General features: G+C 65.4%; 27 protein-coding genes and 1 pseudogene. 13 read left to right on the forward strand and 15 right to left on the reverse strand.

The window, feature by feature from the left end; translation table 11 throughout:
- Positions 1 to 34 precede the first annotated feature (34 nt).
- On the forward strand, positions 35 to 823 hold the full coding sequence (locus tag QNN98_RS13075; RefSeq protein ID WP_227926922.1) for an alpha/beta hydrolase: 789 nt from the start codon (positions 35 to 37) through the stop codon (positions 821 to 823).
- 3 nt (positions 824 to 826) lie between these two features.
- Here the strand turns inward: QNN98_RS13075 and QNN98_RS13080 are convergent, their stop codons facing one another.
- The 5 genes from QNN98_RS13080 to QNN98_RS13100 form a co-directional block, all read right to left on the reverse strand.
- Positions 827 to 1,420, reverse strand: coding sequence for a 2'-5' RNA ligase family protein (locus QNN98_RS13080; protein ID WP_502864739.1), 594 nt, complete (start codon positions 1,418 to 1,420; stop codon positions 827 to 829).
- 3 nt (positions 1,421 to 1,423) lie between these two features.
- A complete protein-coding gene (gene trpS, locus QNN98_RS13085; protein WP_283997707.1) occupies positions 1,424 to 2,458 on the reverse strand; it encodes a tryptophan--tRNA ligase in 1,035 nt (344 codons plus the stop codon).
- A 9-nt stretch (positions 2,459 to 2,467) separates the two neighbouring features.
- Entirely contained in the window at positions 2,468 to 3,334 is an 867-nt protein-coding gene (locus tag QNN98_RS13090) for an exodeoxyribonuclease III (RefSeq protein WP_229959695.1), read from the reverse strand.
- Positions 3,335 to 3,427: 93 nt separating this feature from the next.
- Positions 3,428 to 3,919 (reverse strand): hypothetical protein, encoded by a 492-nt coding sequence (locus tag QNN98_RS13095; RefSeq protein ID WP_283997710.1) that lies wholly within the window; start codon positions 3,917 to 3,919, stop codon positions 3,428 to 3,430.
- A 57-nt stretch (positions 3,920 to 3,976) separates the two neighbouring features.
- Positions 3,977 to 4,729 carry an SDR family NAD(P)-dependent oxidoreductase gene (locus QNN98_RS13100; RefSeq protein ID WP_227914232.1) on the reverse strand — a complete coding sequence of 251 codons (753 nt, stop codon included), beginning with the start codon at positions 4,727 to 4,729 and terminating at the stop codon, positions 3,977 to 3,979.
- A 160-nt stretch (positions 4,730 to 4,889) separates the two neighbouring features.
- On the opposite strand from QNN98_RS13100, the gene QNN98_RS13105 reads away from it, so the two are divergent.
- The gene (locus QNN98_RS13105) at positions 4,890 to 5,411 is read left to right on the forward strand and encodes an O-acetyl-ADP-ribose deacetylase (RefSeq protein WP_283997712.1); all 522 of its coding nucleotides are present in this window, start codon (positions 4,890 to 4,892) and stop codon (positions 5,409 to 5,411) included.
- A gap of 12 nt (positions 5,412 to 5,423) precedes the next feature.
- Here QNN98_RS13105 and QNN98_RS13110 read toward each other — a convergent pair whose 3' ends face one another.
- From QNN98_RS13110 to glyA, 5 genes are all read right to left on the reverse strand, one after another.
- On the reverse strand, positions 5,424 to 6,257 hold the full coding sequence (locus QNN98_RS13110) for an ABC transporter permease (RefSeq protein WP_227926920.1): 834 nt from the start codon (positions 6,255 to 6,257) through the stop codon (positions 5,424 to 5,426).
- Positions 6,254 to 7,138 (reverse strand): ABC transporter permease, encoded by an 885-nt coding sequence (locus QNN98_RS13115; RefSeq protein ID WP_229959701.1) that lies wholly within the window; start codon positions 7,136 to 7,138, stop codon positions 6,254 to 6,256. Before QNN98_RS13115 ends, QNN98_RS13110 begins: the two co-directional genes overlap by 4 nt.
- Positions 7,131 to 8,096: an ABC transporter ATP-binding protein gene (locus QNN98_RS13120; RefSeq protein WP_227914236.1), complete on the reverse strand. Its 966-nt coding sequence runs from the start codon at positions 8,094 to 8,096 to the stop codon at positions 7,131 to 7,133. Before QNN98_RS13120 ends, QNN98_RS13115 begins: the two co-directional genes overlap by 8 nt.
- Positions 8,097 to 8,175: 79 nt before the next feature.
- Positions 8,176 to 9,189, reverse strand: coding sequence for a bifunctional methylenetetrahydrofolate dehydrogenase/methenyltetrahydrofolate cyclohydrolase (locus QNN98_RS13125; RefSeq protein WP_227914237.1), 1,014 nt, complete (start codon positions 9,187 to 9,189; stop codon positions 8,176 to 8,178).
- Between the two features lie 2 nt (positions 9,190 to 9,191).
- On the reverse strand, positions 9,192 to 10,475 hold the full coding sequence (gene glyA, locus QNN98_RS13130; protein ID WP_442860199.1) for a serine hydroxymethyltransferase: 1,284 nt from the start codon (positions 10,473 to 10,475) through the stop codon (positions 9,192 to 9,194).
- A gap of 308 nt (positions 10,476 to 10,783) precedes the next feature.
- Here glyA and QNN98_RS13135 point away from each other — a divergent pair, with 308 nt between their 5' ends.
- Positions 10,784 to 11,941 carry an FAD-dependent oxidoreductase gene (locus QNN98_RS13135; RefSeq protein WP_283997716.1) on the forward strand — a complete coding sequence of 386 codons (1,158 nt, stop codon included), beginning with the start codon at positions 10,784 to 10,786 and terminating at the stop codon, positions 11,939 to 11,941.
- Here QNN98_RS13135 and QNN98_RS13140 read toward each other — a convergent pair.
- A complete protein-coding gene (locus QNN98_RS13140) occupies positions 11,892 to 12,446 on the reverse strand; it encodes a GNAT family N-acetyltransferase (protein ID WP_227926917.1) in 555 nt (184 codons plus the stop codon). The genes QNN98_RS13135 and QNN98_RS13140 overlap by 50 nt on opposite strands.
- 46 nt (positions 12,447 to 12,492) lie before the next feature.
- Here QNN98_RS13140 and purU point away from each other — a divergent pair, with 46 nt between their 5' ends.
- The 7 genes from purU (at position 12,493) to QNN98_RS13175 (ending at position 20,785) form a co-directional block, all read left to right on the forward strand.
- The gene (gene purU / locus QNN98_RS13145) at positions 12,493 to 13,386 is read left to right on the forward strand and encodes a formyltetrahydrofolate deformylase (RefSeq protein ID WP_442860331.1); all 894 of its coding nucleotides are present in this window, start codon (positions 12,493 to 12,495) and stop codon (positions 13,384 to 13,386) included.
- A gap of 32 nt (positions 13,387 to 13,418) precedes the next feature.
- Complete coding sequence (locus QNN98_RS13150) at positions 13,419 to 13,946, forward strand: gamma carbonic anhydrase family protein (protein ID WP_227914240.1); 528 nt, start codon at positions 13,419 to 13,421, stop codon at positions 13,944 to 13,946.
- 74 nt (positions 13,947 to 14,020) lie between these two features.
- Positions 14,021 to 15,283: an ROK family transcriptional regulator gene (locus tag QNN98_RS13155; RefSeq protein WP_283997720.1), complete on the forward strand. Its 1,263-nt coding sequence runs from the start codon at positions 14,021 to 14,023 to the stop codon at positions 15,281 to 15,283.
- Positions 15,284 to 15,504: 221 nt separating this feature from the next.
- The gene (gene mmsA / locus QNN98_RS13160) at positions 15,505 to 17,070 is read left to right on the forward strand and encodes a multiple monosaccharide ABC transporter ATP-binding protein (RefSeq protein ID WP_283997722.1); all 1,566 of its coding nucleotides are present in this window, start codon (positions 15,505 to 15,507) and stop codon (positions 17,068 to 17,070) included.
- Positions 17,067 to 18,359: a multiple monosaccharide ABC transporter permease gene (gene mmsB / locus QNN98_RS13165; protein WP_227914243.1), complete on the forward strand. Its 1,293-nt coding sequence runs from the start codon at positions 17,067 to 17,069 to the stop codon at positions 18,357 to 18,359. Before mmsA ends, mmsB begins: the two co-directional genes overlap by 4 nt.
- Before the next feature lie 55 nt (positions 18,360 to 18,414).
- Positions 18,415 to 19,497: a substrate-binding domain-containing protein gene (locus QNN98_RS13170; protein ID WP_227926915.1), complete on the forward strand. Its 1,083-nt coding sequence runs from the start codon at positions 18,415 to 18,417 to the stop codon at positions 19,495 to 19,497.
- Between the two features lie 199 nt (positions 19,498 to 19,696).
- On the forward strand, positions 19,697 to 20,785 hold the full coding sequence (locus QNN98_RS13175; protein ID WP_227914245.1) for a Gfo/Idh/MocA family protein: 1,089 nt from the start codon (positions 19,697 to 19,699) through the stop codon (positions 20,783 to 20,785).
- A 124-nt stretch (positions 20,786 to 20,909) separates the two neighbouring features.
- Here the strand turns inward: QNN98_RS13175 and QNN98_RS13180 are convergent, their stop codons facing one another.
- From QNN98_RS13180 to QNN98_RS13190, 3 genes are read right to left on the reverse strand one after another with little or no spacing between them, the layout of a single operon-like run.
- On the reverse strand, positions 20,910 to 21,506 hold the full coding sequence (locus tag QNN98_RS13180; RefSeq protein ID WP_283997726.1) for a DUF3618 domain-containing protein: 597 nt from the start codon (positions 21,504 to 21,506) through the stop codon (positions 20,910 to 20,912).
- Complete coding sequence (locus QNN98_RS13185) at positions 21,503 to 21,937, reverse strand: phage holin family protein (protein WP_227914247.1); 435 nt, start codon at positions 21,935 to 21,937, stop codon at positions 21,503 to 21,505. Before QNN98_RS13185 ends, QNN98_RS13180 begins: the two co-directional genes overlap by 4 nt.
- On the reverse strand, positions 21,937 to 22,716 hold the full coding sequence (locus QNN98_RS13190; protein WP_227926911.1) for a hypothetical protein: 780 nt from the start codon (positions 22,714 to 22,716) through the stop codon (positions 21,937 to 21,939). The genes QNN98_RS13185 and QNN98_RS13190 overlap by 1 nt, the downstream gene beginning before the upstream one ends.
- Before the next feature lie 172 nt (positions 22,717 to 22,888).
- Between QNN98_RS13190 and QNN98_RS13195 the strand changes: the two genes are divergently transcribed.
- From QNN98_RS13195 to QNN98_RS13205, 3 genes and pseudogenes are all read left to right on the forward strand, one after another.
- Entirely contained in the window at positions 22,889 to 23,431 is a 543-nt protein-coding gene (locus tag QNN98_RS13195; RefSeq protein WP_227926910.1) for a hypothetical protein, read from the forward strand.
- Between the two features lie 5 nt (positions 23,432 to 23,436).
- Complete coding sequence (locus QNN98_RS13200) at positions 23,437 to 24,903, forward strand: glutamate-cysteine ligase family protein (RefSeq protein WP_283997730.1); 1,467 nt, start codon at positions 23,437 to 23,439, stop codon at positions 24,901 to 24,903.
- A gap of 208 nt (positions 24,904 to 25,111) precedes the next feature.
- Positions 25,112 to 25,504: pseudogene (locus QNN98_RS13205) on the forward strand (Hsp20/alpha crystallin family protein); the annotation flags it as partial.
- Between the two features lie 306 nt (positions 25,505 to 25,810).
- Here the strand turns inward: QNN98_RS13205 and QNN98_RS13210 are convergent.
- Complete coding sequence (locus QNN98_RS13210; protein ID WP_283997739.1) at positions 25,811 to 26,713, reverse strand: bile acid:sodium symporter family protein; 903 nt, start codon at positions 26,711 to 26,713, stop codon at positions 25,811 to 25,813.
- Between the last annotated feature and the right edge of the window lie 62 nt (positions 26,714 to 26,775).

Genomic DNA, 26,775 nt, shown 5'->3' on the forward strand with positions numbered 1-26,775 from the left:
GGCGCCTTTTGCGTCCCTATGTAAAGTTGGAAGAATGCTTTCCCAGTCCAAGCCAACATTTGAAAAAGTCTCCTTCCCCGGCGTGAACGGGACCACCCTTGCCGGCACGCTGGATGTGCCCGACGGCGGTGCCCGCGCCTGGGCGGTCTTCTGCCACGGGTTTACCCTCGGGAAGAACAGTGCTGCCGCTTCCCGCATCTCCAAGGCACTGGCCGGACGCGGTATTGGCGTGCTGCGTTACGACGCCGCCGGCCTGGGCGGGTCCACCGGCAACTGGGAGGACGGCAGTTTCAGCACCAAGGTTGCGGACGTCCGCAGCGCGGCGGAGTTCATGGCGGCCTCCGGCCGTCCTGTTTCCCTGCTGATTGGCCATTCGCTGGGCGGAGCGGCCGTCCTGGCGGCGGCCGGGCAGATCCCCGGGCTGAAGGCGGTGGCGACCATTGCGGCGCCCTTCCGGCCCGACCACGTGGTCCACATGTTCGAGGAGGAGCTGGACGAGATCGTGGAGCAGGGCTCGGCGTCCGTGGATCTGGGCGGCGGGGAACTGGAAATCCGCCGGCACCTGGTCGAGGATCTGCGCAAACACGAACTCACGGACAGTATCCGCGAACTGCACCTGCCGCTGTTGGTGATGCACTCCCCCACGGACAACACGGTCGGGATCGACAACGCCAGCGAGATTTTCTCGACCGCGCGCCACCCCCGCAATTTCATCTCGCTGGAGGGCAGCGACCATTTGATGGTGGAACGGGCACAGACCAGCCGTGCCGCGGCCATCATCGCCGCCTGGGCCGGCACATACCTCGGCCTGGACGAGTCCTAGGGGCTACGGGGAGACTTCTTTGCCCCCGCCGAGCTGCAGGTGTTCGTGCAGCTTCCACAGCCCCGTGGCGTCGTGCTCGTACAGTCCCACGCAGTCCACGGTGAAGCTGGCGGAATAGCCATCCAGCCGCTGGACTGCTTCATCCATGCTTTGCTCGCTGACATCGTGGGCCACCGTTACGTGCGGGTGGAAGGGGAACGCCAGGTTTCGGGCCAGCGGACCGCTCTGGAACTCCTTATGCAAGGCGATGCACTCGTCAAAACCCTCATCCACGTTCAGGTACACCACCGGGGACACCGGCCGGAAGGAGGAGGTCCCCTGCAGCGTTACGCGGAACGGCTCCTGGCAGGTAGCCACCTCACGGACGTGACGCAGGGTGGCGTCCCAGTCGGTGGTCTCGGTGGTGGTGACCAAGGTGATGTGGGCGGGGATCACGGCAGCCATCGGGTCCCCGAAGGACGCCCGCGCAGCCCGCAGTTCACTTGCCATCGGCTCCGGAACCGCAATGACAATACCCACGCAACGCGAGGCGCACTCAACGGGGTGTCCATCGCGCTCGGCGGCCGGGGCGTGGCCGAAGGATTCGGAGATCTTCATGGGTTACGCCGTCGTGCTGCCCAGCGGCAGGAAGCCGACCTTGTTGTACACATCCGCGAGGGTAACCGACGCCATCTCCCGGGCCTTCCCCGCTCCGACTGCCAGCAGGCGGTCCAGCTCCGCCGGATCATCCAGCAGGTACAGGGCGCGTTCGCGGATGGGCCGGATGTGCTCCGTCACTACCTCTGCGAGGTCCACTTTCAGGTGTCCGTACATCTTGCCTTCGTACTCCTTTTCCAGTGTCTCCACGCTGCGTCCACTGATCAGGGAGTAGATGGACAGCAGGTTGGAGATGCCCGGCTTCGCGTCCCGGTCGAACCGGATCTCGCTGCCGTCGTCGGTCACTGCGGACTTGATCCGCTTGGCGATGACCTTATCCTCGTCCAGCAGGTTAATCAGGCCCGCAGGCGAAGCCGCGGACTTGGACATCTTTGCGCCTGGATTCTGCAGATCGTAGATTTTGGCGGCTGCCTTCTGGATGAAGACCTCGGGGACCACGAAGGTCTCACCGAACCGCGAGTTAAAGCGCTTGGCCAGGTCACGGCTCAACTCCACGTGCTGGCGCTGGTCCTCTCCCACCGGCACACCGTGCGGCTGGTAGAGCAGGATGTCCGCCACCTGCAGAACGGGGTAGGTGAACAGTCCCACGCTGGCCGCGTCGGATCCGAAACGCTGTTGCTTGTCCTTGAACTGCGTCATTCGGGAGGCTTCGCCGAAACCCGTGAGGCAGTTCAGCACCCAGGCCAGCTGTGCGTGTTCGGGGACCTGCGACTGCACGAACAGGGTGGCCTTATTCACGTCGACGCCGCCGGCAATATACTGCGCCGCCGTCACCCGCGTGCGCTTGCGCAGGTCCTCGGGGTCCTGCGGCACCGTGATGGCGTGCAGGTCGGGGATGAAGAAGTAGGCGTCGTACTCTTCCTGGAGCCGCACCCAGTTCACGAGGGCGCCAAGGTAGTTGCCCAGGTGAAGCGAATCAGCTGAAGGCTGCATCCCGGAAAGGATGCGCTGACGGCCGGTGGAGGAGTTCGAAGTCATGGGGAAACCTTAGAAGTGGTAGTCGATCACGACGGGGGCGTGGTCAGAGAAACGGGCATCGTAGGTGGCGGCACGGTCAACCACGGCATTGGCTGCACGGGCTGCCAGTTCAGGCGTGGCCATGTGGTAGTCGATCCGCCAGCCGGAGTCGTTGTCAAAGGCCTGTCCGCGCCAGGACCACCAGGTGTAGGGGCCGTTTACCTCTCCGGCCAGCGAGCGGTGCACGTCGGTGTACCCGATCTCGTCGCCGAAGAACCGGTCGAAGTAGGCACGTTCCTCGGGCAGGAAACCGGCACGCTTGACGTTGCCCTTCCAGTTCTTGATGTCCAGCGGGGTGTGGCCCACGTTCAGGTCTCCCACCACCAGGACAAAGTCGCTGGTCTGCGCCAGCGCCGGGAGCCGGACACTCATGGTGTCCAGGAAACGGTATTTGTCCATCTGCTTGGGGGTATCCACCTCGCCGGAGTGAACGTAGGCGCTGACGACGGTGAGAATTTTCTCCGCTCCGTCCACGCTGACCTTGTAGTCGGCTTCCACCCAGCGCCCGGAGCGGGCAAAGTATTCGTCGCCGATGTGCTCGCGGACGGCCACCGGTGCGGTCCGGGAAGCGATGGCGACGCCGGCGCGGCCCTTCGCATCGAGGCATTCGGCGTGCTGGACATGCCAGGTGTCCCCCAGCAGTTCACGCAGGACGGCGTCCGGGGCACGGACTTCCTGCAGGCACAGGATGTCCACATCCCGTTCCGCCAGCCAGTCGGCCATCCCGCGCTTGTAGGCGGCGCGGATGCCGTTCACGTTCACGGATGCGATGCGCAGTGCTGTCCCCGGACGGTCACCGGTTTCCACGGTTGCCGTTTCCTCTGATGCCGAACTCACGCGAATAACCATACTCCTCAGTAGCTGCTCAACCCGAACAGGCGCCGCGGGCATGCCGCAGGGCGCCGGCGGCCGCGGACGGCCGTTCCGTTGTTAGTCGACGACTGTACCTTCGACCGGGCCGCCGTCGTTCTTCTTGATCATGCCACGGCCGTTGTGCGCGGTGATGTCGATGGTCTCAAGGGCGCGGTCCACCATTCCGCGGTCCGTGTCCAGGTTCTCGCGGATGACCTTGGCCTGGACCTCGATGATCTTGAAGCTGTGGTCCAGCTTCAAGTCACGGGTGCTTTCGTCGACCACCTGCACGCCGCCGCGGGGCGGGGCGGTGGCAGCGGCGAACTTCGCCGTGGCCTTGCGCGTGGCCCCCCGTACGGAGAAGACCACGAAGGTGGCCAGGAACAGCCAGCCGAGCGAGACGATGACTACGATCCAGCCGATGACGTCGTTCTGGTTTGCGGCAAAGACCACCGCCACGAGGAAGATAATGAGCATCACGGTGATGCCTGTGGTGCCCATCTTGCGGCTGATGCCGCGGCCGGGCGTGGACGGGGACGACGGCGTCTTGCCGTTTCGGATCGACTGCATGGTTTTATTCTCTCAAACTTGGACAGGTGCCCGGTGCCGGTTTCGCCAGCAGCGGTTTTACTGCGTGGTGTACGCCCCGTCCACGGCGTACTGGGAACCGGTGACAAAGGCCGCCGCGTCCGAGAGCAGGAACAGGACGACGGCGGCCACTTCCTCTACCGTGCCCAGCCGCCCGGCCGGGTGCAGGCCAACGAGGCCCTCGTAGACTTCCCGCGGCAGGTTCCCCAGCAGCGGGGTGTCTATGTAACCGGGCTGGACGGAGTTGATGCGGATGCCTTTGTCGGCGTATCCCAATGCGGCTGACTTGGTCATACCCACTACGCCGTGTTTTGCCGTGACATAAGGAACAGCGTTGGCATCCCCCACCAGGCCCAGGATCGAGGAGTTGTTGACTATGGCGCCGCCGCCGGCCTGCAGCATCTGCGGAATCTCGTAGTACATGCTGTAGAACACGGAATTGAGGTTGACGTCGATCACCCGCCGGTATCCCTCAATGTCGATGTCCGCGAGCGGGCCCAGCGGTCCCGAGATCCCCGCGTTGTTGAAGGCCAGGTTCAGGGCACCGAATTCGCTGACCGCTAGTTGGACTGCCCCGGAAATATCCGCGGGATTGGACACATCACCCGCCGATGCGACGGCGCTGCCGCCCTTTTCCGTGATCTTCTCCACCACGTCCTGCGCCGCCTGCAGGTCGAGGTCGTTGACCACAACGTTCGCTCCCTCGGCGGCAAGGGCTATCGCCGCCGCCATGCCGATCCCGGACCCTGCACCGGTCACGAGGGCTGTTTTTGCATCGAAAGTTCCGGCCATGGCTGTGCCTCTTCCTCTGGTGGTTCCTCGTCCTGCTTGGTTTCCCCATGGTCCCGCCGCAAACGGGGTGCGGCAAGGGAAGCAGTGCCCCGCAGGGCAACCCGCACCGCAGCTGGGACCCCGGCTGGTGCCTGCCGTCCGCCGGTGCGACACTGGGCCGATGCATATTGAAATCCGTACCGGCGACATCACGGAGCGCGACACCGATGTGATTGTCAACGCAGCCAATTCCTCGCTGCTGGGCGGCGGCGGTGTGGACGGCGCCATCCACCGGGCCGCGGGACCGGAACTCCTGGCCGCCTGCCGTGAGCTGCGGGCCGCTTCCCTGCGGGACGGATTGCCCACGGGCCGGTCCGTGGCCACGCCGGGGTACAACCTCCGGGCGCGGTGGGTTATCCACACCGTGGGCCCCAACGCCGGGGCCGGGGAAACGGATCCGGAGCTGCTGCGCTCCTGTTTCCGCACGGCTCTGGCCGCGGCGGAGGAGCTCGGCGCCGAAAGCATCGCCTTTCCGGCCGTTAGTGCCGGAATCTACGGCTGGGAACCGGAAACCGTGGCGGACATCGGCCTTCAGGAGCTCCTCGGCCACGAGCCGCAGAACCTGCAGCACGCAGAGTTCGTGCTGTTCAACGAACGCCTGGCGGAAGTCTTCCGCCGCCGGCTGGCACAGCTGACCGCGTAGCCAGGAACTGCCCTACTTCAGGAACAATGCGCGCAGCCGGACCGTCGTCGCCGTCAGTCCAACGGCAATCATCACCACGAAGTACAGCAGGTGGCCGGCGGTCCCCCAGCTGAAAATGCCCACGCTGATCTGCCGCAGCATTTCCACGCCGTGCCACAGCGGCAGCGCCTGGATCACGGACTGCATCGCTTCGGGGTAGACACTCAGCGGATAGAAGGTCGCCGAGAGCAGGAACATGGGCAGCATGATCATGTTCACCCAGTCCAGCTGCTGGAAGGTCTTCATATAGCTGGTCACCGCCATGCCGAAGGAGGCAAACCCGAAGGCTATGACCACCGCTGCGGGGATCATTAGCAGCGCCCAGGGCGATGTAATCAGGCCCATGGCACCCATTACGGCAGTAAACCCCGTGGCGTACATCGCTCCGCGCAGCAACGCGAGGAAAATTTCCCCCATGGCCACATCCAGCGGCCCCAGCGGAGTAGAGAGCATCCCCTCGTACAGCCGGGCATAGTTGAGCTTGAAGAACACATTCATGGTGGAGTCGTAGACGGCGCCGTTCATGGCGGACACGGCGAGCAGGGCGGGCGCAATGTAGTTCGCATAGCCCATCTCCGCTCCCCCGGGCCCGGTAACTGTGCCCACGAGTGCGCCCAGCCCAATGCCCATGGCCACCAAGTAGAGCACCGGCTCCACGAAGCCGCTGACCATGATGCTCCAGTTGGTGCCCCACGTGGCCTTGAGGCCGCGTGCAATCACGGCCCGGGTATTGCGGCCGTAAAGCGAGCCAAGGAAACGGTCCCGCGGGACCAGCGAAGTGGTCGCCGTGGAGTTCTGCGTGCTCATCCGTCCAGCCTCCTGGTGAAGTTGCGCCGGCCCAGGACCAGGCCGACGGCGGCCAGGGCCAGCAGATAGGCAAGGTGCAGGGCGGTCATGGCAGCCGGTTCGGGGTGCCCGTAACTGAGCACCCGGCCCAGCTCGGTGGAATGCCACAGCGGTGAGATCCAGCCGATCCACCGCACCCCGAGCGGAAGGTTGTCCAGCGGAAAGAACGTTCCCGAGAACAGGAACAGCGGCATCACGATGAAGCGCTGGACCATGGCGAACTGGCCCTTGTCCTCTTTGAGCGTGGCGCTGAACGCCAGCAGCGGCAGGCCGAAGGCCAGCCCTGCCAGCAGGGCGGTGAAGACCATCAGCCAACCGGTGCCCGGCTGCGGAACGGCACCGAACAGCAGCAGGAACAGGTAGTAGATGCCGGTGGTCAGCAGGAGACGGAAGGCCAGGCCCAGGACGTGGCCGGAGGCTATCTGCCCGCTGGAAAGCGGCGAGGCGTTGGGACCGTAGTAGGTGCGGTGCCATTTGAACCCGCCCATCACCGTGTAGGTGTTCTCCTCGCTGGAGACCATCAGTGCGGCGGTGGCTACCAGGGCCGGGCCAAGGAACACCAGGTAGGAGACAGTGGACCCGTTGCCGCCGGGAAAACCGGCGTCGGAGTTGGCATCAATCAGTACCGCCAGCCCGGTGCCCATGCCCAGCAGGTAGACCAGCGGGGTACCGACGGCGGTCATCAGCACCGTCCACTGGTAGCCGCGCATCCGCCGGATCCACATGTCGGCGTAGTAGAAGGCACCGAAACGGCGCGCCTTCGCTGCGGTCTGCAGCGGTGTCAGCGGGGAACGCAGCCCCAGCACGGCGTGCCGGGATTCTTCGGCTGGGAGCTTAGTCAATGAGGCTCCTGCCGGTCAGCCGGAGGAAAACATCCTCCAGCGAGGAACGCCGCACCAGCGAGGTGATGGGCCGCAGCCCCCGGGCCGTCACTGCATCCAGGGCGTCTTCGCCGTCGTTGGCGTAGATCAGCACCCGGTCCGGAAGGGTTTCCAGCCGTTCCCCGATGCCTTCCAGATCCGCGGCCACGGTGGTGTTGCGGTCGGAGCCAAAGCGCAGCTCCACCACTTCGCGGGTGGAATGCTCGCGGATCAGGGCAGCCGGGGAGCCCTCGGCCATGATGGCGCCCTTGTCCACCACGATGAGCCGGTCGCAGAGCTGTTCGGCCTCATCCATGTAGTGGGTGGTGAGGATCAGCGTGACCCCTGCTTCCTTGAGCCGGAAAAGCCGGTCCCAGAGAATGTGCCGGGCCTGCGGGTCCAGGCCGGTGGTGGGTTCATCCAGCAGCAGGATCTTCGGATCATTGATCAGGGAGCGGGCAATGGTCAGCCGCCGCTTCATGCCGCCGGAGAGGGAATCCACGCGGGCCTTGGCCTTATCGGTCAGCTGGGCGAATTCCAGCAGTTCGTCCGCTTTGGGCTGCAGGTAGCTCTTGGGCAGCCCGAAGTACCGTCCGTAGGCCAGCAGGTTGTCCCGGACGCGCAGGTCCTCGTCCAGGTTGTCCTGCTGCGGCACCACGCCCAAGTGCGCGCGGACCTCCGGGCCGTAGGTGTTGGGGTCCAGTCCCATGATGCTCAGCTCGCCGGAGGTCCGCTGGGACACCCCGCCGATCATTTTCATGGTGGTGGATTTGCCGGCCCCGTTGGGTCCGAGCAGGCCGAAGGACTCCCCCGGCGGTACGTCGAAGGAGATGCCGTTGACGGCAGTGAAGTCGCCGTAGGACTTGGTCAGGTTCCGGGCGGAAATAACGTAGTCGGAGCGGGTTTCAGGGACAGTTTTGCTTACTGTGATCTGCGGCACTTGAGAAAGTGTAGTGGACGCGCCACGGGCCGGTGCCTCTGCGCCTGCACCGGCCCGTCATACTGCGCTTAAACCTTCCCTAGGCCAGGACTCCGGCCTGCCGTTCTGCCGCTTCCACCACGTTGGACAGGAGCATCGCCCGGGTCATGGGCCCCACCCCGCCCGGGTTCGGCGAAATCCAGGCGGCGACGTCGGCCGCTGCCGGCTCCACGTCCCCGGTCAGCGTGGTCTTGCCGGTCTCGGGGTCGGTGACCCGGGTGACGCCGACGTCCAGGACAATGGCACCGGGCTTGAGGTCCTCGGCCTTGATCATCTCGGGGAAGCCTGCCGCGGCCACCACGACGTCGGCCTCGCGCAGGTGCTCGAACAGGTCAACCGTTCCGGTGTGCGCCAGGGTGACCGTGGCGTTGATCGGCCGGCGGGTCAGCAGCAGTCCCAGGGGGCGGCCCACGGTGACGCCGCGTCCCACCACCAGCACGTTCTTGCCGGTCAGTGAAATGCCGTTGCGGACCAGTAGCTGCACAATCCCGTGCGGGGTGCACGGCAGCGGTGAGGTCATCGGCTCGCTGACGTTGAGCACCAGCCGGCCCAGGTTGACCGGGTGCAGGCCGTCGGCGTCCTTCTCGGGAGCAATCCGCTCCAGCACCGCGTTGGTGTCGATGTGGGCCGGCAGCGGCAGCTGCACAATGTAGCCGGTGGTGGCCGGATCCCCGTTGAGTTCGTCGATGACCTTTTCCAGGTCCGCCTGGCTGATGTCTGCCGGCAGGTCGCGGCGGATGGAATTGATGCCCACCTGCTTGCAGTCCTTGTGCTTGCCTCCCACGTAGGAATGGCTGGCCGGGTCATCGCCCACCAGGACGGTGCCCAGGCCGGGGGTGATGCCGTGTTCGTCCTGCAGCGCCTTCACCCGTCCCGCGAGCTCCTCCTTGATCTCCCGCGCGGCCGCACGGCCGTCGAGGATCCTGGCCGCAACCGGGGTGCCGAACTCCGTTTTTTCCTTGGCCTCCCAGCCGAGGTTCACCCCGGTCTCTTCGGGGCTTTCGGAAACGGCGGCCTTAGTGACGCTGCCCTCCATATTGGTTCCTTTCTCCATGGTTACCATTCCTCCTGTCCGGGGTAGAGCGGAAAGTCCTCCGCCAGCGCGGCCACGCGGGCCCGCAGCGAGTCGACGTCGGGTGCCGGCATCAGGGCGGCCGCGATGATCTCGGCGACTTCGGTGAATTCGGCGGCGCCAAAGCCGCGGGTGGCCAGCGCCGGGGTGCCGATCCGCAGCCCGGACGTGACCATCGGCGGGCGCGGGTCGAACGGGACGGAGTTGCGGTTCACGGTGATGCCCACCGAGTGCAGCAGGTCTTCGGCCTGCTTGCCGTCCAGTGCGGAGTGCCGCAGGTCCACCAGGATCAGGTGCACATCGGTTCCGCCGGTCAGCACGGACACGCCGTGCCCGGCAACGTCCGGCGCGTTGAGGCGGTCGGCAATGATCCGCGCGCCTTCAAGCACCCGTTCCTGCCGCTCGCGGAACTCCTCGGACCCGGCAATCTTGAAGGCCACGGCCTTGGCGGCAATAACGTGCATCAGCGGCCCGCCCTGCTGCCCCGGGAACACGGCGGAGTTCAGCTTTTTGGCGTACTCCTGCTTGGCCAGGATCATGCCCGACCGAGGTCCGGCAAGCGTCTTATGCACAGTGGAGGTCACGACGTCGGACGCCGGGACCGGGTTTGGGTGCAGCCCGGCGGCCACCAGGCCGGCGAAGTGGGCCATGTCCGTCCACAGGTAGGCGCCCGCTTCATCGGCGATGGACCGGAACGCGTCGAAGTCCAGCTGCCGGGGGTAGGCGGACCAGCCGGCAACAATGACCTGCGGGCGTTCGGCCAGGGCCTGCTCGCGGACCTTGTCCATGTCCACCCGGTAGGTCTGCTCGTCCACGCCGTAAGCCGCAACTTCATACAGCTTGCCGGAGAAATTCAGTTTCATGCCGTGGGTCAGGTGCCCGCCGTGGGCCAGGTTCAATCCCATCAGCTTGTCGCCCGGCTGCAGCAGGGCCGCGAGCGCTGCGGCATTGGCCTGCGCTCCGGAATGCGGCTGGACGTTGGCAAATTCCGCACCGAAAAGGGATTTCGCCCGCTCGATGGCCAGGTTCTCGGCCACGTCCACATACTCGCAGCCGCCGTAGTAGCGCCGGCCGGGGTAGCCCTCGGCGTACTTGTTGGTGAGCACCGACCCCTGGGCTTCAAGGACGGAACGCGGAGCGAAGTTCTCCGACGCGATCATCTCGAGGGTGCTGCGCTGGCGGGACAGTTCGTCATTAAGCACTGCCGCAATTTCGGGATCGACATCGGACAGGGGCGCGTTGGTGACGGGCTGGGTGGATACTCTCACGTGGATCTCCTGGGAACTGGGTTCTCTATAGGTCAGGCTACCTGCCGGCACGGCCGCGGTCGGTGGGTGGGCACCGGCCGGGCATGGCAAACAGTTCAACGTGACCCGCGGCCCAGGCGTGCGATCCGTGGTCTTGAAAACACCTTCCGCCACGGTGCAACGCCGGGGCAGTAAGGTGCCGTGCCGCTCCCTGGTGGTAATCCACCCGACGCCAGTCGCGACGCTCCCCATCCTAGCCTCCCTCTGCCGCTGCGGGCCGGAATACCGGAAAGGAGCCGAAGGTTAGGGTTCAGCAGGGAAGCGAGGCAATGGACTTGGAGGCGCAGGTGCACGCTGAGGGCCAGGTACAGACGGACGTAGTGGTGATCGGGGCCGGACAGGCCGGACTCAGTGCCGCCTACCACCTGCGCCGGCGCGGGCTGGCGGCCGGTAGCGGGTTCACCGTGCTGGACGCCAATCCAGGACCCGGCGGGGCTTGGCGGCACCGCTGGGACTCGCTGACGTTCGGCGCCGCGCATGCCCTGCACGATTTGCCCGGCATGCCCCTGGGCGTTCCGGATCCGGCCGAACCGGCGTCAGCGGTGGTTACCCGGTATTACGGGCGGTACGAGCAGGAGTTCAGCCTCGGCGTCGTGCGCCCGGTGGGAGTGGTGTCGGTGACGGAGGGCGACGGCGGGCGGCTGGCCGTCCACGCGGCGGACGGGCGGCAGTGGCAGGCACGTGTTGCCATCAATGCCACCGGGACCTGGGACCGCCCCTACTGGCCCTATTACCCCGGGCGGGAGCTCTTCCGCGGCCGACAGTTGCATACCCATGATTTTCGCAGCACCGATGAGTTCACCGGGCAGCGGGTGCTGGTGGTGGGGGGCGGGACCTCGGCCGTGCAGTTCCTGCTGCAGCTGGACGGGGCGGGGGCCTCCACAGTGTGGTCAACCCGCCGGCCGCCGGAATTCACCCGGCGGGCGTTCGACGCCGAGTGGGGCCGGGCGGTGGAAGCCCGAGTCAGTGCACGCACCCGCGCCGGCCTTCCGCCGCGGAGCGTGGTCTCCGCTACGGGCCTGCCGCTGACCCCCGAGTACCAGCGCGGCATCGAGGCCGGTGTGCTCGTCTCGCGGGGTCCCATCAGCAGGCTGACCGCAGACGGCGTGGTTTTTGCCGACGGTTCGGTTGAGGGTGTGGACTCCATCCTGTGGGCCACGGGCTTCAGGCCCGCCCTGGACCATCTGGCGCCCCTGCACCTGCGTGAACCCGGCGGGGGCGTCCGGATGGACGGGGTGCTGGTGGTGCGCGAACCGCGGCTGCTCCTGGTGGGCTACGGGGAGTCTTCTTCCACTCTGGGGGCTACCCGCGCGGGCCGGGCCGCGGCGCTGGCTGCGGCGCGGCTGCTGGCCGCGGGGCAAACGCCGCAGACGGGGTCTACCGGGGCTGCCGGGGCTGCTCCAGCTCTTCCCACTCGAACCGGCTAAGCGTGCCCTGTTCCCAGTCCCGGCGCAGGATGGCGTAAACCACGGTGGCCACGTACCGCCCGTCCTCGAGCTGCCAGTCCTCCCGGTAATGGGCTTCCTTGAGGAAACCGGACCGCAGCAGGGTCTTGCGCATGGCGATGTTGTCTTCGCGTGTGCGGCCGGCAAAGCGGTGGATCCCGGGGTGCTCGTCAAACACCTTGCCGGTCAGCGATTTCAGCACCGGCACCGCATTGCCCCGGCCGCGGAAACGCTCCACCAGGCGCAGGTCCAGCACCGGCGTGGGTGTGCCCAGATCTTCCAGGATCACCAGGCCCATGCGCTGGTTGTCGCCGAAGACCCAATAGGTACACACACCGTCGCCGTCGAACCGTCCCTCGATCAGCAGGCGCCGCACCAGCTCCTCGGACGGTGCCGTAATCCGGTGGTAGGGGAAACTGTTGGTGGTGAGGAAGCGGACAAGCTCTTCTTCATCCTTGTCGGAAAGCGGCAGGAACGTCACATCCATGTGCCCAACCCTAAGCCTGCGCGCCCCAGCCGGTAACCTAGCTAGGGTGACGCACCTGATCCCGACTTCTCCCGGCGGCACCGGTTCCGGCTCCGCACCGGGCACGTACACGCTGGCGCTTTCCTGCCCAGACCGTCCCGGCATTGTCCACGCGGTCAGCGCCGCCCTCGTGGCCGCAGAAGGCAACATCACCGAGTCCGCCCAGTACGGCAGCCCCGAGACCGGTTCGTTCTTTATGCGGGTCGAATTCACCTCGCCGCGCTCCTACGCGGAAGTACGCGCCGAACTGGCCGCGGTGGCCGGCCAGTTCGCCATGGCCTGGGAACTGCACGCCACGGGCCGCCGCGTCCGCACCCTCATCATGGCTTCCACATCAGGTCACTGCCTCAATGACCTGCTTTTCCAGCAGCGCGCAGGCACGCTGCCCATCGACATTCCGGCCATCGTGTCCAACCACCGCGAGCTCGAATCCCTGGCCGATTTCTACGGTGTCCCCTTCCACCACATCCCGGTCACTGCGGACACGAAGCCGGAAGCCGAGGACCTGCTGCGGGAGCTGATGGATCAGCTGGACATTGAACTGGTGGTCCTGGCCCGCTACATGCAGATCCTCAGCGACCGGCTGTGCGCGGATCTGGCCGGGCGTGCCATCAACATCCACCACTCCTTCCTCCCGTCCTTCAAGGGTGCCCGCCCCTACCACCAGGCCCACGCGCGCGGCGTGAAGCTCATCGGCGCCACTGCCCATTACGTCACGGCCGACCTGGACGAAGGGCCCATCATCGAGCAGGAAGTCATCCGGGTGGACCACTCCCGCTCCGCTGCCCAGCTCGCTGCCCTGGGCAGCGACGTCGAGGGCCGGGCACTGTCCAAGGCCGTGCAGTGGCACGCCGAGCACCGGGTGCTGCTGGACGGCAAGCGGACTATCGTCTTCACCTAGGCTCGTGCCGCACGGCAGTACGCTAAGGTCCCATGGCACACATCATTGAATTCCGGGGCTCTGTCCCGTCCGTTGATCCCAGTGTTTTCCTAGCGCCCACCGCCTCCCTGATCGGCGATGTGGTGATGGCTGCCGACTCCAGCGCTTTCTACGGCGTCAGCGTTCGCGCAGACTCCAACAGCATCCGGGTAGGGCCCGGCAGCAACCTGCAGGACAACGTGGTGCTGCACGCGGATCCGGGCTTCCCGACGTCGGTGGGGGCAGGGGTGAGCGTAGGCCACAACGCTGTGATCCACGGCTGCACGGTGGAGGATGACTGCCTCATCGGCATGAGCGCCACCATCATGAACGGGGCCGTCATCGGCGCCGGTTCACTCGTGGCCGCCGGCGCCCTGGTCCTCGAAGGCACCGTGGTTCCGCCCCGCTCGCTGGTAGCCGGTATGCCTGCCAAGGTGCGGCGGAGCCTGACGGACGAGGAATTTGCCGGGGTGCAGGCCAACGCCGCGAACTACCGGCGCACCGCCGCGGAACACCGGACCGCCGTTGCGGGGCAGTCCTAGCTGCCAATCGGGTCCGCGGCCTACTATTGCGTTCAATTCTTGACGACAAGAGTGTGATGTAGCACTCTTAATTTATGCCAGCCGATCCATCCTCAGCGTTGAGGACTGTCCCGACCACGGGCTCAGAGAGCTCCAAACCGGGCTCCCAAAGCGCCCTGCGCGAACGTAACCGCCAGCGCATCATCACCGCCCTGCTGGCCTCCGGACCGCAGACCCAGGCCGAGTTGTCCCGGCAGACCGGACTCTCCAGCGCCACCGTATCCAACATCGTGCGCCAGCTGCATGAGGACCATCTGGTCAGCACGGAACCGACCACCAGTTCCGGACGGCGCGCACTTTCCGTGCGGCTGAATGACACCGGTGCCGTGGCGGCGGGCCTCGACATCGGCCGCCGCCACGTCCGGGTGGTCCTGGCCTCCCTGGGCTACCGCATCCTGCAGGAAGAATCCGGGCAGCGGCCCCGGGGACACACGTACCGCATCCTGCAGGAAGAATCCGTGCAGCTGCCACTGGGACACTCGGCCGCTGAAGGCATGGACGCAGCCGCCGCGCTGCTCGCCCGGCTGCTGCGCCGGCAGGGCGTGAACCGCAGTGCCGTCCTCGGCGCCGGCGTCGGGATTCCCGGCCCCATTGACCGGCGGACCGGCACGGTGGTCCAGGGCGCCATCCTGCCCGAATGGGTCGGCATCAACATGCGCGCGGACTTGGCGGACCGCCTCGGCATGCCGGTCTTCATCGACAACGACGCGAACCTCGGTGCCCTCGCAGAAGTGACCTGGGGTCCGCACGGAGGCACGGCAAACCTCATCTTCATCAAGGTCGCCTCCGGCATCGGAGCAGGGCTGATCATCAACGGCTCCCTGTACTACGGTCACGTGGGAATCACCGGCGAGATCGGCCACGCCACCATCAACGAACAGGGCGTGATCTGCCGCTGCGGCAACCGCGGCTGCCTGGAGACCATTGCCTCCACGTCCACCATGATCGAACTGCTGGGCCGCGCCTCCAACGGCCCCGTCACCACCGCGGACATCCTGGCCCGAGCGGCTGCCAAGGACCCCGCCACCCTGCGCGTCATTGACGACGCCGGAGTGGCCGTGGGGCGTGCAGCGTCCAATTTGGCCAACACCCTGAATCCGGAGACCATCGTTATCGGCGGTTCCCTGACCGACCTCGGGGACTGCTTCCTGGAGCCGGTCCGCCGCGGCCTGCTCCGCCATGCCGTCCCGCTGGTGGATGAAACCACCGCGGTGCAGATGTCCTCCCTCGGGGACCGTGCCGAGGCACTGGGCGCGGCTGCACTCGTCCTGCAGGAACAGGGCGCCCCGGCCCGTTAGTCCTGCTCCGGCAGTTTTGGGGGCTCAGCAAATCCGCGTCATTCCGCCACTTTGCGTTCAAGACTTGACGGCAGTGCCTGTGACCCTGTTAACTTCGTTATCGGCTCACCTGTGGGCCATGTCACGACAAAGAGGTCACATGGAGGCACTCATGCGAGCAGTAACAGCTCCGGCAGTGAACGCGCCCAGCGCGCACTGCCCCAACGGCGGGAACAACGCCCATGTCGGCTAACCCGTTCATTCTGGAAATGCGCTCCATCACCAAGGAATTCCCCGGCGTTAAAGCCCTCTCGGATGTGTCCCTGAAGGTCCGTGCAGGCGAAATCCACGCCATCTGCGGTGAAAACGGCGCCGGCAAGTCGACGCTGATGAAAGTCCTTTCCGGCGTTTACCCGCACGGAACGTACACCGGCGATATTGTCTTCAACGGCAACGACGTCCAGTTCCGCGATATCCGTTCCAGCGAAGCCGCCGGAATTGTGATCATCCACCAGGAACTGGCGCTGATCCCGGAACTGTCCATCGCGGAAAACATCTTCCTGGGCAACGAACCCACACGGTTCGGCGTCATCGACTGGGACAAGGTCAACTTCGACACCCTGGACCTGATGGAGCGGGTGGGCCTGAAGGAAGACCCCACCACCCCCATCAAGGACCTGGGCGTGGGCAAGCAGCAGCTCGTGGAAATCGCCAAGGCGCTGAGCAAGTCCGTTAGGTTGCTGATCCTCGACGAGCCCACCGCCGCGCTCAACGAAACCGATTCCCAGCACCTGCTGGGCCTGATGTCCGGGCTGCGCGACAAGGGCATCTCCTGCATCATGATTTCGCACAAGCTCAACGAAATTGAGCAGATTGCCGACTCGATCACCATCATCCGCGACGGCAAGTCCGTGGAGAGCATCGACGTCGCCGTCGAAGGCGCCGACGAGGACCGCATCATCCGCGGCATGGTGGGGCGTTCGCTTGAATCCCGCTTCCCGGACCACACTCCCAAGATCGGCGAGACCTTCTTCGAGGTCCGTGGCTGGACCGTCGGCCACCCGGCCATTGCGGACCGGCTGGTCTGCAAGGGTTCGGACTTCCACGTAAAGCGCGGCGAAATTGTCGGTTTTGCCGGGTTGATGGGGGCCGGCCGCACCGAGCTGGCCCGGTCCATTTTCGGCCGCTCCTACGGAAACTACATTTCCGGCCAGATCATCAAGGACGGCAAGGAAATCACGCTCAAGAGCGTGCACTCCGCCATCAACCACGGCCTGGCCTACGTCACCGAGGACCGCAAGACCCTCGGCCTGAACCTGCTGGACGACATCAAGGCCACCACGGTTTCCGCGGACCTGAAGAAGATCACCCGCGGGCTGGTTGTGGACGAGGACGCCGAGTTCCGCCAGGCCGAGGAGTACCGCAAATCCCTGCGCACCAAGGCCCCGACCGTGGACGAAGGCGTTTCCAAGCTTTCCGGCGGCAACCAGCAGAAGGTTGTCCTGGCCAAGTGGATGTTCACCGACCCGGATCTGCTGATCCTGGACGAACCCACCCGGGGCATCGACGTCGGCGCCAAGTACGAGATTTACGGGATCATCCAGCAGCTGGCCAACCAGGGCAAGGGCGTCATCGTGATCTCCTCGGAGCTGCCCGAACTGCTGGGCCTGTCAGACCGCATCTACACCATCTTCGAAGGTGCCATCACCGGAGAGCTCTCCAAGGACGAAGCCGACCAGGAGAACCTCATGAGGCTCATGACCTCACCCGCCAAGAAAACCTACGCCGCACAAGGAACCCTTTCATGAACGCCATCAAGCAGCTCCTGGGCGGCAACGGCCGCCAATTCGGGATGATCTTCGCCCTGGGCATCCTCGTTGTCCTGTTCCAGCTCCTCACCGGGGGCAAGACACTCACGTCCACGAACATGATCAACCTGTTCAACGGCAACTCCTACATCCTCATCCTCGCCGTGGGCATGGTCTTCGTGATCATTGCCGGCCACATCGACCTCTCCGTCGGATCCGTGGCCGCCTTCTCCGGCATCGTCGTCGCCATGGCCATGCGGGACTGGGGACTGCCCTGGTACGCCGGCATCATTCTGGGTCTGGTGGTGGGTGCCGCGATCGGCGCCTGGCAGGGCTTCTGGGTCGCCTACGTCGGCATTCCGGCGTTCATCGTCACGCTGGCCGGCATGCTGATCTTCCGCGGTGCCAACCAGTGGGTCGGCAAGTCCAACACAGTGCCCGTCCCCTCCGAATTCCAGTTCATCGGCGCCGGGTACCTGCCCGAGGGCGGCCCCATCCCGGGCTACAACAACCTGACCCTGCTTATCGGCCTGGTCCTGTGCGCCGCAGTTATCTACGGCGAAATGCGCAAGCGCGGCCGCAATGCCAAGCTCGGCACGGCCAACCCGCCGGCCTGGGTGCCGGTAGTCAAGATCGGCCTGCTCTGCGCCGTCATCCTCTACGCCACGTACCTCTTCGCCACCGGCCGTCCGGGCACCTCCTTCCCGGTCTCCGGCATCATCCTCGGCGTCATGGTCCTGTTCTACGGTTTCGTCTCCAACAAGACCATCCTGGGCCGCCACGTCTACGCCGTGGGCGGTAACCGGCACGCAGCCGAGCTCTCCGGCGTGCAGGGCAAAAAGGTCAACTTCATGGTCATGATGAACATGTCCATCCTGGCCGCCCTGGCCGGCATGATCTTCGTTGCCCGCTCCACCGCCTCGGGTCCGTTCGACGGCACCAACTGGGAGCTGGACGCCATCGCGGCCGTCTTCATCGGCGGTGCAGCCGTCTCCGGCGGCGTCGGTACCGTGGTGGGTTCCATCGTGGGCGGCCTGGTCATGGCCGTACTGAACAACGGCCTGCAGCTGCTGGGCGTTGGCGCTGACCTGACCTCCATGATCAAGGGCCTGGTCCTGCTGCTCGCCGTGGCACTGGACGTCTACAACAAGACCCAGGGCAAGCCCTCCATCACCGGCCTGCTGATGCGCAACCTGGGCGGCAACAAGCCCAAGCCCGCACCCGCCGTCGTCGACGCCACCCCGGAAATGCCCACGGGCACCAAAACCGTCATCTCCACCGACGCCTAATCCTTTCCATTGACCGGCAATATCCTCCAGTACCGCTATCAAGAAAGAGAACATCATGCGTAAATTCGCAAAGTCCTTCGCCGTTGTCGCAACGGTGGCAGCACTGTCGCTGTCCGCCTGCGGCCGCGAAGAAGAATCCGCTTCCGGGTCCGAGTCCGGCTTCGGCGAAGGTGCCGCCATTGGCGTTGCCCTGCCGCAGAAGACCTCCGAAAACTGGGTCCTCGCCGAGAAGCTGTTCAACGACGGCCTCAAGGACGCCGGCTTCGAAGGCCAGGTCCAGTTCGCCAACGGCGGCGTGTCCGAGCAGCAGAACCAGATCAGCTCCATGATCACCAACGGTGTCGAGGTCCTGATTGTCGGCGCTATCGACGGCAAGCAGCTCGGCTCCCAGCTGCAGGATGCCAAGGATGCCGGCATCACCGTCATTGCTTATGACCGTCTGCTGACCAACACTGAAAACGTTGACTACTACGTGGCCTACGACAACTTCAAGGTTGGCGAGCTGCAGGGCCAGGCCCTGCTGGACGGACTGAAGGAAAAGAAGCCCGAGGGTCCCTACAACGTCGAGCTTCTCGCCGGATCCCCGGATGACGCCAACGCCCAGGTCTTCTTCGACGGCGCCATGAGCGTGCTGAAGCCGGAAATCGAATCCGGAAACCTCAAGGTTGTTTCGGGCCAGACCGAGTTCAACCAGGTTGTAACCCAGGGCTGGAAGGCTGAGAACGCCCAGAAGCGCATGGACACCCTGCTCTCGGCCAACTACGCTTCCGCTGAGCTGGACGGCGTCCTCTCCCCCAACGACACCCTGGCCCGCGCAGCACTGACCTCGGTTGAGGCCGCCGGCAAGACCCTGCCCGTCATCACCGGCCAGGACTCCGAGGTTGAGTCCGTGAAGCTGATCATGGAAGGCAAGCAGTACTCCACGATCAACAAGGACACCCGCAACCTGGTGAACCACTCCATCGAGATGGTCAAGGATCTGGCTGCCGGTGAAGACGTCGAGGTCAACGACGACGAGAGCTACGACAACGGCAAGAAGGTTGTTCCGGCCTACCTGCTGGAGCCGGTCATCGTCACCAAGGCCAACGCTGCCGAGGCGTACGCCAATGACCCGACGCTTTCCCCGCTGGTCAAGTAGCATCACCGGTACACTGCTGCCGTAATAACCCGCCCCTTTAGGGCGGAACAGCCCGGGCTCCCCGCTACAGGGGACCCGGGCTGTTCCATCTGCCGGCGCCGGCCATCCGCGAGGACTGCCTGCCGTCCGGGCCTAGGCCCCGGAACCCGGCAACCATAGAGTATGGGGTACTCCCTCAACGACGCGGAAGACGAGGACCATGACTGCCGTTCAACACATTCCCACACCACCCTGCGTACAGCCGGGCGCCCCCAGCCCCGTCCAGTCCACCGGCCGGACCCTGCGCTGGGGCGTAGTTGCCACCGGCAACATTGCCGAGCGTGTCACCGAAGACATCGCCCGGCTCGAAGACGCCGTCCTGCAGGCGGTCAGTTCGCGCCGGCAGGCCACTGCTGAGGACTTTGCCGAACGCTTCGGCTTTGCCGCCAGCTACTACGATGCCGACGGGATCCCGGGGTACGACCAGCTCTTCGCCGACGGCGACGTCGACGTGGTCTACATCGCCTCCCCGCATGCCCAGCACTATGAAATTGCCCGCCGGGCCCTGGAAGCCGGCAAACACGTGCTGTGCGAGAAGTCCATGACCATCAATGCACGGGAGGCCGAGGACCTCATTGAGCTGGCCCGCAGCCGCAACCTGTTCCTGATGGAGGCCGTCTGGACCCGCTTCCTGCCCTGCATCAACCGGATCTGGGAGCTGGTAGCTTCCGGGGAACTCGGGGACATCAACTGGGTCCAGGCGGACCTCGGCTTCCCTGCTCCCTACGATCCGGCCAGCCGGCTATGGGACCCTGCTGCCGGCGGCGGCGCCCTGCTGGACCTGACGGTCTACCCGCTGACCTTCGCCCTGGGCACCCTCGGATACCCGGAGACCGTGCACGCGGTGGGCACCCTGAATCACCAGGGGGTGGACAGCCAGAATGCCCTGACCCTGGGATACGCTTCCGGCGGGTTCGCCCAGCTGACCTCTTCCCTGGTCTCCTCCTGCCCCCGGACTGCCCTTATTTCCGGCAGCAAGGGCTGGCTTCGCACCGGTTCGCCGCTGCACAACCCGGTGGAACTCACCATAGTTCCGCATACGGGCGAGGCACGGGTGGAGCGCTTCCCGCAGGTCGGCAACGGCTACACGTACGAACTGCGGGAGGTCACGCGGTGCATCCAGGAGGGACTGGTGGAGAGCCCCACCATGACCTGGGCTGATTCGCTGCGCACCATGAAGCTCTTTGATGCCGCGCGGGCCCAGATGGGCGTGCTTTACAGCAACGACGAAGCCGCGCTCCCCCGGTAGGGCTTTCCTTCCGTCCACCGGGTTAAAAACGACGGCGGCGCCGCACCCTTGCAGGTGCGACGCCGCCGTCGTTATTGCCCTTCTCCCCGGCCGTCAGCCCGGGAGCGGCTGCATCCGGCACCGGTTAGGCGTTGCGGACGTTCTGCGGTGCCTCGGTTGCAGAATCCTTGACGTCCGCGGCGGCCGCCTGACCCTCGGACTTCACGTTTTGCGCGGCGCCGGTCGCAGTGGACTTGATGTTGTCCATCGCTTCCTGTGCGGGCTCCTTGAGCCCCTCCGCCATTTCCTTCGCGGCGTCAGCCAGTTCGTCCGTCATCGGCTGGGCGGCGGTCTTGATGTTGTCCGCAGCGACGCGTTCCTTCTCGCTGGCGGGGATCAGGGAAGCGGCCAGCAGGCCGGCGCCGAAGGCGATCAGGCCCGCTGCCATCGGGTTGCCCTGGGCCTTGTTGACCACGCGGCCGGGAGCGTCGGAAACGGCCGAACCGGCAGCGGACATTCCGTCGGAAACGCTGCCTCCGGCGTTTGACGCGCTGTTGCCCATGGAATCAGCCACACCCATCACCTTGTCCTTTACTCCGAAAACCTTGTCCTTCACCTTGTCCGTCTGGCGCTGGACGATGTGGGAGGGAGTTACTTTGTCCGCCACAGCGTCAACGTTGGTACCCAGGCGCCGGCGGGTTGCTTCAATATCGGCGCGGATCTCATCAGGGTTTTCACTCATCGTGTTTCCTCGCTTGGTTTCATGGTCTGGGGAATTTCCTGCAGTGTTTCAGACGTCTGCGGCATACCGTTGATCTTCTTCATCTCAGTGCGTCCGCGGCTGGCCAGGACTGCGGCGATGATCGCCCAGATAACGGCCACGATCACTGCGGACCAGCCGAAGCCGATGGCCGTGGTGCCCAGTGCGTACCAGAGCGCCACGGAGAGGAAGAGGAGAACGAAGTACCCGGCGACGGCCGCTCCGCCGAACATTCCCGCACCCTTTCCCGCGCGGGACGCAGACTGCTTGAGTTCGACCTTCGCCAGGTCCACTTCCTGACGCATCAGGGTGGACATGTCCTGGGTCACCTGGCCGAGCAGATCACCCAGGGAGGTGGTTTCCGCCTTCGCCTGTGCCGCAGTAGGTGGCATTTCGGGCATTTCGGTACTCATCAGTGCCGACCACCGCTGTAGGGATCAGCCGCGGGAACGCCGGTGTTCGGCGTGGGCGGCAGCGTCTGTGCCGAGGCGGGGCCGGTGCCGGCCGGGCGGACCGGCTCGCTGCCGAACGGGTCATCCAGTGCTCCGGCACTGCCGGCGGTTCCGGTGGTGCCGACGGTCGGCTGTGCGGCAGGGGCCTGCGGAACCGGCGCCGCCACGTGCTGTCCGGAGGAACCGGCGGTTGCGGTGCCCTGCTGGGGACGGCCGGCGCTGATGCTCTTGTTCAAGCGGCCGGCAAGGAATCCGGCGCCCGCTGCAATGGCAAGGAAAGCCATGGGACGCTGGCGGGCAAAGCCCTTCACTTCGTCAACCAGGGAGCCCGGCTCGCGGCCGTCCAGCCAGGTGGCCACGGAGGAGGCGCGGTTGGCGGCTTGGCCGACGAGGTCCGTGGCGACGCCGGACTGTCCCGACTGTGCCATGGAGTGCAGTTCATCGGCCATGGAGCGCAGGCCTTCGGCTACCTTCTGCTGCTGCACCCCTGCCTGCTCAGTCAGATCCGAGCGGGCCTGCGTGAAGAGATCCTTGGCGTTGCTCTTGACTTCAGAGGCGACGCCTGCCGCCTCGGTCTTGGCCGTGTCAGCCACCTGTGCTGCGTTGCCCTTTGCCTGCTGGGCAATGTCACCGGCCTGCTGCTTGGCAGCGTCGGCCTTGGCTGAGGCGGTCGAATCGCTGGCGCCTCCGGCCGGAGTAGCCGCATGGCTTCCATCGCGCGGGCTGTAATTCTCTGTCATCATCGCTCTCTTTCGTCATTCCAACTGCTGATCAAGATCGGATGTTCCGGATTCACCAATACTAAGCACACTTAGTTCTCAATGTGTAGCGTGTTAGGATCATAAGTGCCCTTGCTAATGTTTACCGCGCGTGGTTGTCTTTTTTGCACCAACAACCCACAGGAGCAATACATTGGCTGCAACCCTGATTACGCGCTCTGTACACGACCTCACCGCCGCGGCTTGGTTCGGCGGTTCACTGATGGGCGCCGTTGGCCTCAACGGTGCCACGGCGGAGGCCAAGGATCCTACCGAAAGGGCCCGTCTTTCCGCACTGGGCTGGAAAAAATGGGCACCCATCCAGGCCGCTGCCATTGGCATGCATTTCCTGGCCGGACTCGCCCTGGTCGGCGACAACAAGACCCGCATCGCTGCGCAGGAAGGTGTTGGGCGCTCAACCGCCTACAAGACGGTGGTAACGGCCCTGGCGGCAGTGGTGACCCTGTACTCCGGCATCCTCGGAAGCAAGGTGGAGAAACTCTCCGACCAGGGCAGCCAGGGCGCCACGGAGCCCCGCGCCGGCGCTTCCGATGAACTCAAGTCCGCTCAGCGCCAGCTTAAAATCCTCCAGTGGAGCATTCCGGCCCTCACGGGCACCGTGGTTGTGATGGGCGCCCAGCAAGGCGAGATGCAGCGTCCCATCAATGTCTACGAGGGCTTGAAGAAGAAGAAGTAGCGGCCATGGGTGCTGAAGTCTCAAGCAGGACCTTCAGCCGGGCGCAGCGGACGGCGTACCGCCAGCGCCTGCTGGAGAACCTGGACCATTTCGCCCATTACCTGTCGACGGCGCAGTTTGCCGATTCGGCCAGTATTGGGTTGGAACTGGAGCTAAACCTCACCAACCGGGACTTTTCGCCTGCCCTGCGCAACCAGGCCGTCCTCGAGCGCATTGCCGACCCGGCATTCCAGACGGAAATCGGCGCCTTCAATATCGAAATGAACCACCCGGCCATGTCGGTGGGGCAGTTCGGCCTGAAGGATCTCGAGGACAGCCTGCGGGCCCAGCTCAACCGGGCCGACGAGCGGGCGGCACAGGAGTCCGCGGACATCATGATGGTGGGGATCCTCCCCACCCTCACGCCGGGCTTCATGGACGGCTGGGAGTGGCTCAGCAGCGGACAGCGGTATGCAGCCCTTAACACCTCAGTGCTGCAGGCCCGCAGCGAGGATGTTCTGCTGGACCTCTCGGGGCCGGAGCCGCTGTCCTTTTACGCCCAGAACATTGCCCCCGAGGCAGCCTGCACCTCGGTGCAGCTGCACCTGGAGGTCTCCCCCGAGGAGTTTGCCCCGGCCTGGAACGCGGCTCAAATGATAGCGGCGCCGCAGGTTGCCCTGGCGGCGAATTCGCCGGTCTTTATGGAGCACCTGCTCTGGCATGAGACCCGGATTGAACTGTTCAAGCAGGCCATTGACACCCGGCCGCCGGAAATGCGCAACCAGGGCGTCCGCCCGCGTGTGTGGTTCGGTGAACGGTGGATCACCTCCATCTTCGACCTGTTCGAGGAAAATGTCCGGTACTTCCCGGCGCTGCTTCCCGAACTGTCCGGCAACGGCGGGGAAACCACCCCGTTCGGGGCGCCCCTGCTGCCGGAACTCCGGCTCCACAACGGCACCGTTTACCGTTGGAACCGGCCCATCTACGATCCGGGCAGCGGCACACCGAACCTGCGGTTGGAGAACCGGGTCCTTCCCGCCGGTCCGTCCGTGCTGGACGTGGTGGCCAACGCTGCGTTCTACTACGGGCTCGTGGAATACATCCGCACCGCAGACCGTCCTCTCTGGAGCCGGGTGGCATTCAAGACCGCCTCGGACAACTTCCTGACCTGCGCCCGTCACGGCCTGGAAGCCACGGTCTACTGGCCCGGCATTGGCGAGATTCCCGTGGCGGAACTGATCGTGCGGCACCTGATCCCCCAGGCCGCAGAGGGACTGCGGGACCTGAAGGTGGATGCCTCCCTGATTGACCGGTACCTCAATGTGGTCACCGAGCGCGCCCGGACCGAGCAGAACGGGGCCGCGTGGCAGATCGCCATGCTCCGCCGGCTCGAGGAGTCAGGCCTGTCCCGTCCGGCAGCCCTGAGTGAACTGTCCCGGCGGTACTGGGAGAACATGCACAGCAACGCGGCGGTGCACTCCTGGCCGCTGTGAGCACCGTACCCGCGGTGCCCAACGGCCCCGGGGCCGGATTACGGCTTCCAAGCCGCGATCCATCGCCGTGACCTAGCACTCACTATTAGCGAGTGCTAGCGTGATTTGCACCGTTGGGCCACTGCGGCTCAGCCTGTTTCTCCGTTTTCCAACAACCGGCAACACCACCGGTGCCCGGCGGGCGCCGGCGCAAGAGGAGTTGATGACAATGGCGATGAAGTTTGACCCGTTCCGCGAACTCGACCGGATGGCAGGGGCGCTCCTTGATCCACGGCAGCGACTGCGGCTGATGCCCATTGACCTCTACCGCGAGGGCGACCACTACATCATGAACGCGGATCTTCCCGGCATTGATCCGGGCTCAGTCGATGTGGATGTGGACGGGCAGCTGCTCACTATCCGCGCGGAGCGGACCATCCACGCCACCGAGGGAGTCACCTGGCTGACGCGGGAACGGGAAAGCGGAACGTTCCTGCGGCAGTTGAACCTGGGCCAGGGCATTGATATTGACTCCATCTCCGCGAAGTACGAGAACGGTGTGCTCAGCGTGTTCATCCCGGTCAGCGAGCGTTCCAAGCCGCGCAAGATCGAAGTGGCTGCCGCTTACAAGGACGGGCACACCATCTCCGGCCAGACGACGTCGGAGCCCGCGTCGGTGTCCTCCGGCTCAGGCAGTGGCGGCTCAGGCAGTGGCGGGTCCCAGGGCTCCGGCAGCGGCTCCCCCGGCTCGTTCAGCCAGACCAGCGGCGGCTCCGGCGGATCGGGTTCCGGCGGACAGTCCTCCTCCGGGGGCCCCACGTCCTCGGGTGACCAGGGTGCCGGCATCTAACTGCTTCCCGACGCAGCAGGCCCCGGGTTTCCACCCGGGGCCTGCTGCGTTGCTGCACACCTGCTGCCCGGCGTGCAGTCAGCGTGAGGGCCGGCGCTGCCAGATCGCGGCCATCAATGCGCCGGAGACGTTGTGCCAGACCGAGAACACGGCCGCCGGCAGAGCTGCTTCCGGTGCGAAGTACTGTTTGGCAAGTCCCGCCGCCAGGCCGGAATTCTGCATACCGATCTCAATGGCCATGGTCCGCCGGGAGGGCACGGGCTGCCGGAACAGCTTTGCTGCACCGTAGCCCAGGCCCAGGCCCAGGCCGTTATGCAGCACAACGGCCAGCAGGATCAGCCAGCCCGCAGTGAAGATGGCCTCGGAGCTACCCGAGACGACAGCAATCACCACGAACGTGATGGCCGCTACCGAAACCCAGGGCAGGACCGGCAGCACCCGGTCAACCAGCTTCGGCACCAGGTACCGGATCACCAGCCCCAGTATCACCGGGATCAGGACGATCTGAACAATGGACCAGGCCATGTTTCCCGCATCGACGGCCATGTACCGGCCAGCCAGCCACAGAGCCAGCAACGGGGTCAGCAACGGGGCCAGCAGCGTGGAAACGGACGTCATGGCCACGGACAGCGCCACGTTGCCCCGGGCCAGGTATGTGACCACGTTCGACGCCGTGCCTCCGGGGGCACAGCCGACCAGGATCACGCCGGCCGCCAGTTCCGGACTGAGTTGAAGCGCCCACGCAATCCCGAACCCCAGCAGCGGCATAATCACGAACTGGGCCACCACCCCCAGCAGGACGGGGAGCGGCTGACGGGCCACCAGGGCGAAGTCGGGAAGGGTGAGAGTCAGGCCCATCCCGAACATAATCAGCATCAGGCCCGGATTGATGTAGGCGGACAGACCGGTGAAGGGCTGCGGGAAAAACAGGGCAACCAGTCCGCCGGCCACAATCAGCAGCGGGAAGACGGTCACCGCTATGCGGGCACTTCGCTCTTCGGCGGCGGAGCCGGGCTTAACGGCGACGGCGCGCCGCCCCGGAA

This window comes from Arthrobacter sp. zg-Y1143, assembly GCF_030125565.1.
In the GTDB taxonomy this organism is placed as follows: domain Bacteria; phylum Actinomycetota; class Actinomycetes; order Actinomycetales; family Micrococcaceae; genus Arthrobacter_B.